Source organism: Bacillus sp. RC240, assembly GCF_044907945.1.
GTDB classification, from domain to species: domain Bacteria; phylum Bacillota; class Bacilli; order Bacillales; family Bacillaceae_G; genus Bacillus_A; species Bacillus_A mycoides.
On the sequence record NZ_JBIYCT010000011.1, the window covers coordinates 90,896 to 103,972 of the forward strand.

General features: G+C 36.8%; 10 protein-coding genes and 1 riboswitch. All 10 genes read right to left on the reverse strand.

All coding sequences use genetic code 11. The annotated features are described in order from the left end of the window. Positions 1–186 precede the first annotated feature (186 nt). The 10 genes from ABH955_RS25000 to dapA all read right to left on the reverse strand — a co-directional run bounded on the left by ABH955_RS25000 (position 187) and on the right by dapA (position 13,077). On the reverse strand, positions 187–1,146 hold the full coding sequence (locus ABH955_RS25000) for an ABC transporter permease (protein WP_002066758.1): 960 nt from the start codon (positions 1,144–1,146) through the stop codon (positions 187–189). Next, positions 1,147–2,205, reverse strand: a complete 1,059-nt coding sequence (locus ABH955_RS25005) for an ABC transporter permease (RefSeq protein ID WP_002088061.1) — start codon at positions 2,203–2,205, stop codon at positions 1,147–1,149. Beyond that, positions 2,198–3,730, reverse strand: coding sequence for an ABC transporter ATP-binding protein (locus tag ABH955_RS25010; protein WP_404491783.1), 1,533 nt, complete (start codon positions 3,728–3,730; stop codon positions 2,198–2,200). The genes ABH955_RS25005 and ABH955_RS25010 overlap by 8 nt, the downstream gene beginning before the upstream one ends. A 108-nt stretch (positions 3,731–3,838) precedes the next feature. After that, entirely contained in the window at positions 3,839–4,915 is a 1,077-nt protein-coding gene (locus tag ABH955_RS25015; protein ID WP_002066754.1) for a BMP family lipoprotein, read from the reverse strand. A gap of 90 nt (positions 4,916–5,005) precedes the next feature. Beyond that, positions 5,006–5,731 (reverse strand): GntR family transcriptional regulator, encoded by a 726-nt coding sequence (locus tag ABH955_RS25020; protein ID WP_002088063.1) that lies wholly within the window; start codon positions 5,729–5,731, stop codon positions 5,006–5,008. Between the two features lie 233 nt (positions 5,732–5,964). Further along, positions 5,965–6,066: riboswitch (purine riboswitch) on the reverse strand. Positions 6,067–6,268: 202 nt separating this feature from the next. After that, positions 6,269–8,653 (reverse strand): DNA translocase FtsK, encoded by a 2,385-nt coding sequence (locus ABH955_RS25025; protein WP_404457401.1) that lies wholly within the window; start codon positions 8,651–8,653, stop codon positions 6,269–6,271. 214 nt (positions 8,654–8,867) lie between these two features. Next, entirely contained in the window at positions 8,868–9,071 is a 204-nt protein-coding gene (locus ABH955_RS25030) for a YlzJ-like family protein (protein ID WP_002088064.1), read from the reverse strand. Next, positions 9,068–9,817 (reverse strand): translocation-enhancing protein TepA, encoded by a 750-nt coding sequence (tepA, locus tag ABH955_RS25035; protein WP_113936839.1) that lies wholly within the window; start codon positions 9,815–9,817, stop codon positions 9,068–9,070. Before tepA ends, ABH955_RS25030 begins: the two co-directional genes overlap by 4 nt. A 102-nt stretch (positions 9,818–9,919) precedes the next feature. Then, positions 9,920–11,590 carry a ribonuclease J gene (locus ABH955_RS25040; RefSeq protein WP_404447954.1) on the reverse strand — a complete coding sequence of 557 codons (1,671 nt, stop codon included), beginning with the start codon at positions 11,588–11,590 and terminating at the stop codon, positions 9,920–9,922. 608 nt (positions 11,591–12,198) lie between these two features. Next, positions 12,199–13,077 carry a 4-hydroxy-tetrahydrodipicolinate synthase gene (gene dapA / locus ABH955_RS25045; RefSeq protein ID WP_002014579.1) on the reverse strand — a complete coding sequence of 293 codons (879 nt, stop codon included), beginning with the start codon at positions 13,075–13,077 and terminating at the stop codon, positions 12,199–12,201.

Consider the following 13,077-nt stretch of genomic DNA (forward strand, 5'->3'; position numbering starts at 1 on the left):
GGAATATTCCTCTTCAATATACAGTTTTTAGAAATAAAAAATCAACTTTTCTTCCTTATTATGCTTACATTTGAGTCTTTCTAAAAACTTTAATATGTAAGGAACATAGTAAAATTCCGTATTAAATATATTCTATGTAAAAAAGCCCGCACTAATGTGCGAGCTTTTTTTATACTTTCTAAATACTCATCGTTTTCCTTTTTCATAAGGCGTTCCTAATGCTTTCGGAGCTTCAGATCGGCCTACAAAACCAACGAGTGCTAATATTGTAAATACATACGGTAATATCGTTAAGAATACACTTGGAATTTCTTTTAATATAGGAATTGTACCACCTGTTATCCCAAGTGATTGAGCAAATCCGAAGAACAGCGCTGCTCCAAGAGCACCAAGTGGATTCCATTTACCAAAGATCATAGCTGCTAGTGCCAAGAAACCTTGTCCAGTAATTGTAGCACCTGAGAAGTTACCAGAAATCGACATTGCGAAGACCGCACCACCCACTCCTGCAAACATTCCAGATATACAAACTGCAATATAACGCATTTTATATACATTAATTCCCATCGTATCTGCTGCCATTGGATGTTCACCAACAGCACGAAGACGAAGACCGAACGGTGTTTTATAAATAATGTACCAAACAACAAATGCTAAAATAATGGCAATATACGATGTTAACGGTACATTTGAGAAAAAGATTTTCCCGATTACCGGAATATCCGAAAGTCCTGGAACATCGATTTTTTCAATTCGGTATTGAATAAAATCAGTCTGTCCTTTACCAAAGATTTTCTTAATCGCAAATACTGTTAAACCGAGCGCCAAAAAGTTAATCGCTACCCCGCTTACTACTTGATCCGCGCGGAATGTAATGGACGCTACTGCGTGAAGAAGTGCAAATAATCCACTACCAATAGCTGCAAATAATAGTGCAATCCAAGGAGTCATTGCTCCCCACGTATCACCCATTAATAACGTTGTAACGATACCAGTAAATGCACCAAATAACATTAAACCTTCTAAGGCTATATTTACAACCCCAGAACGTTCACTGAACACTCCACCTAACGCCGTAAAAATAAGTGGCGCTGCCGTATATAACGTACCAGTCACAAGAATGGCTAAAATATCTATAAAGCTCATTTATTTCCCCTCCTTGCTCATGCGTGTAAGTGCCCAGCGTAAAACATAACTGCAAGCAACAAAGAAAATAATACATGCGATAATAACATTAATTAACTCAGAAGGTACATCTGCTTCAAAATTCATTTGCGGGGCTGCACTTTTCAAACCACCGAACAGTAAAGCCGATAATAATATACCAAACGGATTATTTCCTCCAAGAAGAGCTACCGCAATCCCATCGAATCCAATACCAGTAAACGATGTCATTGCCGTCATACTTTGGAATGTTCCTAGACCTTCCATTGCCCCACCAATTCCAGCAAAAGCGCCAGCAATTGTCATTGATAATACAACATTACGAGAGACTTTCATCCCTGCATATTGCGATGCATTTTGGTTAAAACCAACCGATTTTAACTCATATCCTAACGTAGTTCTATCTAATACGAACCACATTACAATAGCAATTAAAATAGCTACAACAATTCCCCAGTGCAAACGAGATCCATCTGTCAATGAAGATAGCCAATCAGAAGCTAATGAAGCACTCGCTTGTACATCATAAGATTTCTCATTACCTTCATGTATAAAACGTTTAATAAGATCATACGTAACATAAAGTGCAATGTAGTTCATCATAATTGTGACAATTACTTCATTTACTTTAAGCTTTCCTTTTAAATATCCAGGTATAAATCCCCATAAACCACCGGCAATCGCGGCTACTAAAATAGATAACGGAATATGCAAAAATGCTGGTAACGATACTGCATATCCAAACCAGACAGCGGCAAGCCATCCAACTAATAATTGTCCTTCTACCCCAATGTTAAAGAGACCTGTACGAAACGCAAATGCAACAGACAGACCAGCTAACACGAGTGGAATCATCGTACGTAGCGTCTCACCGATAGCCTGCGGATTTCCAACCATTCCTTCCCAAAGCGCTGCATACCCAACAATTGGATCATATCCACTAACTAACATTACAATGGCACCAACAAGTAAACCAAAAATAACGGATAATACAGGAACTAAAATGTTAATTGTTCGCTCCGTTAAAAATTTTTTAGCCATTTGTATTCACCTTCTCTTTCTCCGTTCCGCCAGCCATCAACAAACCAAGCTGTTGTTCATTTGTTTCTTTCGCATCGACAATTGCTACAATTTTCCCTTCATATATAACAGCAACTCGATCACTTACATTTAAAATTTCATCCAGTTCTAACGATAGAAGTAATACCGCTTTCCCGTTATCTCTCTGCTCGATTAATTTTTTATGAATAAATTCAATTGCACCTACATCTAAACCACGTGTTGGTTGTGCTGCAATTAATAAATCTGGATTACGATCTACTTCACGTGCAATGATAGCTTTCTGCTGATTTCCACCTGATAGAGCACGCGCTAATGTTTGTTCACTAGGTGTACGTACATCAAACTGTTCAATAAGCGCCTTTGCTTTCTCTGTGATTTTGCTAAAGTTTAAAATCCCCTTCTTTGAAAATGGATTTTTATAGTATGTTTGCAAAACTATATTGTCTTTAACAGAAAAATCAAGAACTAGCCCGTGTTTATGACGGTCTTCTGGAATATGACCTATTCCTTCCTCTGTAATTCTTCGAACAGGCCAATTCGTTATTCCTTTTCCTTTAATTGCAATAGAACCTGACTCAACTTTTCGTAAACCAGTAATCGCCTCTATTAATTCACTTTGACCATTTCCATCAATCCCTGCAATACCAACGATTTCTCCTGCACGAACAGTTAAGTCAAGGCCTTTTACAGCAGGTAATTGGCGTGCATCATGAACGACAAGATTCGCAACAGACAGAACCTCTTCTTTCGGTTTGGCCCCTATTTTTTCTGTTTTAAAATTCACTTGACGTCCGACCATTAATTCTGCAAGTTTATGTTCATCCATTTCCGCAACGTCAACTGTACCAATTCCTTTACCTTTACGAATAATTGTGCAACGATCGCAAACTTCCATAATTTCTTTTAATTTATGTGTAATAAGAATGATAGATTTCCCTTCTTGCACAAGCTTTTTCATAATTTGAATCAACTCATGAATTTCTTGAGGAGTTAACACTGCAGTCGGTTCATCGAATATTAAAATCTCCGCACCACGATAAAGCGTCTTTAATATTTCAACCCTTTGCTGCATCCCAACCGAAATATCTTCAATCTTTGCATTTGGATCAACAGCTAAACCGTACTGTTCAGATAATTGTTTAATTTCTTTTGCAGCCTCTTCAACAGCTATTTTCCCTTTTCTCTTCGGCTCATTTCCAAGAATGATATTCTCTGTAACTGTAAAATTATGAACAAGCATAAAGTGCTGATGGACCATCCCAATTCCAAGGTCATTTGCAATATTCGGATTTGTAATTTTTACAGGGTTTCCTTTAATTTTAATTTCGCCCTGTTCTGGTTGATACAAACCGAACAGTACATTCATCAACGTTGATTTCCCTGCACCATTTTCTCCAAGTAAAGCGTGTATCTCTCCCTGTTTTACTTGCAGCGTAATATCATCATTCGCTACAATGCCTGGGAATACTTTTGTAATATTGTTCATCTCAATTACGTATTCCATTTTGTTCCTCCTTCTAGCAGGGAACACTCCCTAATTACACTCTATTAAAAGTATTTTTATATATGCAAAGGTTAGTTCTAAGAACTAACCTTTGCTATTGCTCTATCATTATTTCTTTAGAGCAGCTTCGTATGCTTTATATTCATCATCAGTCGCAGGTACTTTAATTTCACCAGCAGTGATTTTCTTCTCAAACTCTTCTATTTTTGTTAAAATTTCTGGGTTTACTTTTTTCACATTATCAGTTGTTTTCGCAATACCAACGCCATCATCTTTTAAGCCGAACTCTTCTACTTTACCGCCTTTTAACTTACCATCTTTCGCTTCTTGCGCTACTTTTGCTACTGCAACATCAACACGTTTTACCATTGAAGTTAAAGTTACGTTTTCAGGCATGCCTTCTTGATTTTGGTCACGGTCAACACCGATTACCCAAACATTTTCACCTTTTTTCTTACGGTTTTTCGCTTCTGTGAATACACCGTTACCAGTTGCACCTGAAGCATGGTAAATTACGTCAACGCCTTGACCGTACATTGCTGAAGCTAATACAGATCCTTTTTCTGGCTTATCAAATGCATCAGCATATTGTGATACAATTTCGATATTTGGATTTACTGCTTTTGCACCAGCTTTAAAACCTGATTCGAATTTTGTAATTAACGGGCTCTTCACACCACCAACAAAACCAACTTTATTTGATTTTGTTGTCATCGCTGCTACAGCTCCAACTAGGAATGAACCTTCATGGTCTTTAAATGTAATACTTGTTACGTTCGGCTTCTTTACAACTGTATCTACAATCGCAAATTGCTCTTTTGGATACTGTTCAGCCACCTTTTCAATTGATTTCTCCATTAAGTATCCAATACCAAATGTTGTGTTATAATTATCTTTCGCAAATTTCGTTAAATTTGGAATGTAATCAGCATCTTTACTTGATTGAAGGTAACGATATCCTTCATTTTTCTTTAAATCGTTGTCTTTACCAAATTTCGTTAAACCTTCCCAAGCTGATTGGTTAAATGATTTGTCATCAACGCCCCCAACATCTGTAACCATACCAACCTTAAACTCTTTATCCCCTTTTTTGTCACTATCCGCTTTATCCGAGTTACCACATGCACCTAACACTGTACTTGCTGCTAACGTTAACGATAATAAAAGACCTGTTTTTTTCTTCATACTAGAAACCCCTCCTGAAATGTTTTGTCTAATGATTCATACGCTGCTGTCCCTTACTTCTTGCTGTCACCTCCCTAAAAAGGAACTTCCCTACATACGTTTTCTTAATACGTGGAAGCTAAACTTATCAGCTCTAAAGTAATTAATAGAATATAAGATTGGCTCATCATTTTGATCATAGTGCATTTGTTTTAAAACTAGCAGTGCCGTTTCAGGTTCACATTCTAAAATCGGTGAAATTTTCGGGTGATAACCAATCGGTTCAATGTGAGCAACTGCGTATGTGATACGCTTGTGCGTATTATTATGTATTACTGTAAGCAGCGATTCCTCATTGTATCCCGATAAATCTGGTAATATCTCTTTTGCCAGTTTATCAATGCAATATACAACTGGTTCCCCATCCGCTGTACGAACACGTTCAATCATTACTGCGCTAAAAGCATCTTCACAATTAAATTTCTCTTTTTCTTCTTCTGTTAAAGTTGTTGTAGATGATGATAAAAAGATTGTTCCTGGTGTTTTCCCCACACTAGAAATCATATCTGTAATACTAGAAAGTTGCTCTATTCCAGAAGAAAATAACGGCTTCGCATTTACAAATGTCCCTACACCATGTCTACGAATAACAACATTTTCTTCTTCTAAAATACGTAGTGCTTCCCTTAAAGTTGCCCTACTTACACCAAGTTCTTTCGCTAGATCAAACTCTGAAGGTAACTTTTGTTTTTCTTTATAAGCCCCATCTTTAATTTTTCCTTTGATGTGATCAATCACCCGCAAATATAGGTGACGACTATCGGATTTTACTGACATAAGACTCCCCCGCATTTCAATTATTCGACCTCTGATGTAAGACTTCTTTTCTCTTTTTTCAACTTACAACATAGTATAAATTACTAAATACTAAAAATAAGCGTAATTATCGAATAAATATTAATAATTTTTCAAGATGAAATTTTCACACTTTATCCCATAAAAAAAACTTTGTACCATAAACATTTCTCATATAGAGAAAAAGTTCGGCACAAAGATTCCTTACATCCTTTGTTACACACTTTTCCCCTCATAGTCTAGCAATTCATGGTTGCCAGGTAGAAACTTATGGACCTTATCTCCAAGATTATATGAGGCAGTGATTCTTTTCGAAGTAATCTTACCACTTGCTCCCATATGTGTCAACAGAATTCAACATTTTTCTACATTAAATATCGAACGTTTTGAAAACCAAAACGATAAGCATTCGTATTCTAAAGAGCTCCCTGTTATGTAAGCACTTTCTTTCCTGTTGAATATAGTATATAACAAAAACAGCATATAAAAAAGCCTAATTGTAAAACAATTAGGCTTTTTTTAAGAACTTTTTTCTTGTACATCTTTAATGAGTACTCCCCTTGGTTTACTACCTTCATAAGGACCTACTACACCATTCATTTCCATGGCATCAATTAAACGAGCTGCTCGCGTATATCCTACTCTAAATCTACGTTGTAACATAGAAACAGATGCTGTTTGCATTTCTACTACAAGCTGAACCGCTTCATCATATAATTCATCTTCTACTTCCTGCTTTGTTTCAGGAACATCTTGTGGAATCATATCCTCTTGATATTGCGCTTTTTGCTGCGCAATAACAGATTCTACGACTCTCTCAACTTCATCATCTGATAAAAACGCCCCTTGTACACGAACAGGTTTCGATGCACCAATTGGTATGAATAACATATCTCCACGACCTAGCAACTTTTCTGCACCACCACCGTCAAGAATCGTTCGAGAATCTATTTGGGAAGATACAGCAAATGCAATACGCGATGGAATATTCGCTTTAATAACACCTGTGATAACATCAACTGACGGGCGCTGAGTCGCAATAATTAAATGAATACCAGCAGCACGTGCCATTTGCGCTAAACGCATAATCGCATCTTCTACATCCGAAGAAGCAACCATCATTAAATCAGCTAACTCGTCCACAATTACTACAATATATGGTAATTCAGGTTGTTTCGCTTCCGATTGGCTATTATGTTCTTTAATATAATCATTATATCCTTCAATGTTACGCGTACCGCTATGCGCGAATAGTTCATAACGACGCTCCATTTCACTCACAACTTTCTTCAAAGCCTGTGATGCTTTTTTCGGATCAGTTACGACTGGTGTTAATAAGTGCGGAACACCGTTATATACATTTAACTCTACCATTTTCGGATCAATCATCATTAATTTTACTTCATGCGGTTTTGCACGCATTAAAATACTTACAATAATTCCATTAATACATACACTCTTTCCACTACCAGTCGCACCAGCTACTAATAAATGGGGCATTTTATTTAAACGTGCCAATACAGCCTCTCCTGTAACATCACGTCCAAGACCGATTAATAACTTCTCTTCTGGGTGGTTATTCGCCTTTGAATCAAGAACTTCTCTCAGCGTTACCATAGAAACTTCTGAATTCGGAACCTCAATCCCTACAGCTGATTTCCCGGGAATAGGTGCTTCAATACGAATGTCTTTCGCTGCTAAAGCAAGCGCTAAATCATCACTTAAACTAACAATTTTACTTACCTTTACTCCCATATCAGGATACACTTCATATTTCGTAACTGCAGGACCTCTATGTACTTTTGTTACTTTCGCTTTCACACCAAAACTTTGGAATGTACGTTCCAATTTACGAGCATTTTCATAAATTTCCGCATTTTCATTTGTAACTTGCTTATTTTGGGGAAACTTTAATATATCAAGCGAAGGAAGCTTATAATCTTTATTTTCCACATTAGAAAATTGCATAGGAGGTGCTTTCGTTTCACCTTCTAGCGATTCAACGATTTTTTCTCCTCGTTTCTTGTGAGGTTGTTCTTCTGACGCAGGCGGAACTGCCTCTTCAATAAACGGAGGAGTGATTAAATCATTTTCTTCTATCTGCTTTTCCGTCTCTTCACGTACTGGATAATTCTCAGTAAAATTCGAAATAATTGGTGGACCAACTTCTATTTCTTCTACTGGCTCAATAGCTTCTTCTTGTTCAGCAACACGTTCACGCCTCTTGCTTCTTGTTGTTTTTTTCTTTTCAGTTTGCTCGGCGACCCTTTGAGATTTCCAATCTTTATAATCCCCTTGCATGACTTGAAACTGACTTCTAAGAATTCTCCCTACCGGAGCAAGTACTTCTCCAATATGTTTATTTGTTATACACAGTATTCCAAGAATAACTAAAATAATTCCAATGATATATGCCCCTACTTCGTCAAATAAGAAGTAGCACGTTGCGAACATCAGTGCACCGAACATACCACCACCTAAATGAACACTATCCGGGCCCTTTTTCATTTCAAGGAAGAAGTAATCTTTTGTACTAACAATTACAGAAGTATTTTGCACAGCTCCATCTTTCGTAAGCAGGTTAAATAATGTAATATGACTAAACATTAATATTGCTAGTACAATTAAATAAACACCTATTAGCCGTTTATTTAAAAGGTTGGGCCATCCCCGCTTTATTACAAACGCAACAGATAAAGCTATTACACCTAATACACCAATTATGTACCACTCACCAAAGAAGAAGCGAAAAAATAACACAAACGATTTCCCTACAACACCTAGCTGTAAAATCGTAATAATCGAAAGTGCAAAAAGAGTCAACCCGACGATTTCATAATACAAAGTTGGCTTTATCGTACGTCTTGCCTTAGCCTTCGTCCCTCTTTGCTTTTGTTTTGCCATTTCTTCACCTCGTGTTCTAAAAATTAAATACAACTTTCTTATAAAAAAGCTCTACTTACATGTCTTTCTCTCTATTTTTCAGGTCTTTATATCTTCTATTTTTACACTTCTTGTAAAATGTTAAATAAACAGAAGAAAGCAGCCTACTCATGGCTGCTCAACCGTCTTGTTTTTTATATTATACCATAGCTCCTAAACAAAATCCTTCTTTTTGCTAAAAGGTAATTTTCTGTCCAGGCTCAAACTCTAGGTAGTGAGACGGATTCGTACTTAATACACGTACAATAGAGTAACATTGATTATCCTCCTCAGAAACCACTAATTCCACGCCATTTATATTCACAACTTTTTGGCTTTCGCATTGTGAATAATCGGCCGGATACACAAGTTGCTCTGGCATAATTGTATATAAAATCATTGTAGCATTGTCCCTTCTGTACTATTATCCTTGTGTTCATCAATTAATTCGTTTAATTTTCGAAGTGCGCTACCAATACCACCGACACCATCTATAAGACCATACTTCACTGCATCTCCACCTATTACATTCGTCCCAATATCTCGCGTCAAATTCCCTTTTGCAAACATAAGCTCTTTAAAACGATCTTCCGTTACTTTCGAATGCTTTGTCACAAATCGAATGACTCTTTCTTGCATTTTATCCAAATACTCAAATGTTTGTGGCACACCTATAACAAGACCTGTTAAACGAATCGGATGAATTGTCATCGTCGCTGTTTCGGCAATAAATGAATAATCAGTTGAGACCGCAATCGGTACACCGATTGAATGCCCTCCTCCTAAAACAAGAGATACAGTTGGCTTTGAAAGCGAAGCCACCATTTCAGAAATCGCTAATCCAGCTTCAACGTCACCCCCAACTGTATTTAATATTAACAGTAAGCCTTCAATTTTTGGATTTTGTTCAATCGCGACAATTTGCGGAATGATGTGTTCATATTTTGTTGTTTTATTTTGTGGTGGCAACTGAATATGACCTTCCACCTGCCCAACAATTGTTAAGCAATGAATACGCGATTCATTCATTTGTGGTACATTTGTCTGTCCAAGTTGCTGAATTTTCTCCACTATAGAAGCCTCTTTTGGAACTTCTTTCGGCTCAGCTTCTTTTTCTTCATTTGTATAACGATCACGTTCTGTCATATTGCATCCCCTTTCACTCGTATATAACTATTATTTCTTAAGTTATGAATTTCATTCGATAGGGTTAAAAAAGAAAAAGATCACCTGTAAAGGTGACCTTCTTTATACTTCCATAATAATCGGTAAAATCATTGGCTTTCTCTTCGTTTCTTCGTACAAGAACTGCCCTAATAATTCACGAATATTTTGTTTCAACATAGACCATTCAATTGTATATTCTTTAATTGATTGTTCAACAATCATACGTACAATATCTGTGGATCGTTCGATTAATGCTTCTGATTCACGAACATATACAAAGCCGCGTGAAATAATTTCTGGACCAGAGATTATTTTCTTTTCATCCTTACCTAGTGTTACAACAACAACTAAAATTCCATCTTGAGATAACATCTTTCTATCTCGAAGAACGATGTTACCGACGTCACCTACACCTAATCCATCAATTAAAACATTACCAGCTTGCACTTTACCAGCTAATTTTGCTTCATCGTCACCAAAAGCAATTACATCGCCTTTTTCTACGATAAAGATATTTTCTCTCTTAATACCTACATCTTCCGCTAAATACGCATGTGCTTTTTGCATACGGAACTCACCATGTACGGGTACAAAATACTTCGGCTTCATTAAATTTATCATCAGCTTTAATTCTTCTTGGCTACCATGACCTGAAACGTGAACTTTTCTTTCACCGTAATAAATAACCTCAGCACCAGATCTAAATAACAAGTCAATAATTTTTGATACAGATATTTCATTCCCTGGAATTGGAGAAGCTGCAATAATAACAGTATCACCTTTACGAATTGAAATTTGTTTATGAGCTTGCTTCGCCATTCTAGAAAGGGCTGCCATCGGTTCCCCTTGACTACCAGTCGTTAAGATAGCTACCTTTTTTTCCGGGAAATTGTCTATTTCTTGTAATGAAATAACCATACCTTCTGGAACATCTAAATAACCAAGACGTCTTGCAATATCTACCACTTTCACCATGCTACGTCCTACTACCGCTACTTTCCTTCCAGTTTCAGCAGCTGCATCAAACACTTGTTGAATACGATGTACATTGGAGGCAAATGAAGCAACAATAATACGCCCTTCTGAACTATAGAATACTTTAGAAATCTCTATACCAACTTCTTTTTCCGAACCTGTATAACCAGGACGTTCAGCGTTTGTACTATCAGATAACAAGCAAAGTACGCCTTCATTTCCAATTTGCGCCATTTTCCCAAGATCTGCTCCACTATTTCCGATTGGAGTTTGATCAAATTTAAAGTCTCCTGTATATACTACAGCACCTTTTGATGTATGGAAACAAACACCCACAGAATCCGGAATACTATGTGTCGTTCCAAAGAATGACACAGTTGTTGAATTAAACTCTACTGTTGAATTCGAGTCAATTGTTTTTAAGTCTACACGGCCTAACATTCCTGCTTCGCCAAGCTTTTCTTGTATAAGTCCTACCGTTAATTTCGTCGCATATACTGGAATAGATAATTTACGAAGCACATAAACAATTCCACCAATATGATCTTCATGACCATGGGTAATAAATAGTCCTTTTACTCGCTCTTGATTTTCTACTAAATATGTAATGTCAGGAATAACAATATCAATCCCAAACATTTCATCTCCCGGGAACATCAATCCTGCATCTACAATAAAGATTTCAGAATCAATTTCAACACAGTACATGTTTTTACCGATTTCACCTACTCCGCCAAGAGCAAATACTTTAACAGACTCATTCTCTTTTCTCTTCATGTTGTTGCCTGGTTTAAAAATCTTGCAAACACTGATTTCACTAAAATTGCAGAGACACCAGGGGAAACTCTACAACCACCATATATTCACCGTCCAAGACGAATGTCCTTACCGTTATGCGATATCATGTCCTTGTTAATTTTTTAAACCAGGTTTCACCTCTCTTTCATTATATAAATCAAATATCTTATTCGATATGATATGAAAATTTCATTAAATCGTAATTTTTACCAATTTTGCTAAGCATACCCGTACTAAGCTACTTAGCCATATTATAACTGATACAAGAAATAGAACACAAGTTAAATTATGCGAAAGACAAGAGAAGACACTAAAATGAGATTATAATTTAAGAGGGCAAAATTCATATCGGTTTTACTATTTTCCCTACGTAATAAGAGTTTGATGGAAAAATATTCATGTAAATTCTTTACATAAACATGAAACGATATTCACTAAAAAAATCTTATCTCTGTAATCAGTTTCTTACTAATTCTCCCCCCTGCCATCCCCTTCTTATTACAGCCTATTAACTATAGCTAATTTTCATCACTTACATATAGTTAGTCAAAATAAAAATGACCTAGTTTCACACTAGGTCATTTTTATTAACGAGGAATAGATTGCATTACGGATTGTAACGTTATTCTTTCTTCTTCCGTTAATGGAAGAAGTGGCAAACGTACAGAACCTACATCTAATCCCACCATTTGTAATGCTGTTTTTACTGGTGTTGGGCTCGGCGCCATAAATAGTGCATCCGTTACTTTTACTAGTAATTGATGTAATTTCTGCGCTTTTTTGAACTCTCCAGCTTGGAATGCAGCAATCATTTCTTGCATTTCATTCCCGATAACATGAGATGCTACAGAAACAATACCTTTTGCTCCAATTGCCATAGCTGGTAATGTTAAACCATCATCACCGCTGTATACTGCAAAGTCGTCCGCTGTTTTTTCAATGATTTCTGTCATTGTTAATACATCGCCGCCTGCATCTTTAATCGCAACAATGTTTTCGATTTCTGATAAACGAACAACTGTATCAACGGAGATTTGTACAATAGATCGTCCTGGAACATTATATAGCATTACCGGAAGCGGAGTGCTTTCAGCGATTGTTTTAAAGTGCTGGTACATCCCTTCTTGACTCGGTTTATTATAATACGGTGCCACTAGCATAACTGCATCAACACCAACTTCAGTTGCCTTTTTTGTTAAATCAACAGAAGCATGCGTATTATTGCTACCTGTTCCAGCGATGACGGGCACCCTTTTATCGACAACAGATACGACATGGCGATATAACGCTACTTTTTCTTCTGATGTTAATGTAGGAGATTCTCCAGTCGTCCCTCCTACCACGATTGCTGTTGTACCGTTATCAATTAAATAATTTACCAATTTCGTTGTCTTTGCAAAATCGATATTACCATTTTTATCAAACGGTGTTACCATCGCGGTTGCAATTGTCCCAAAATCTATCAT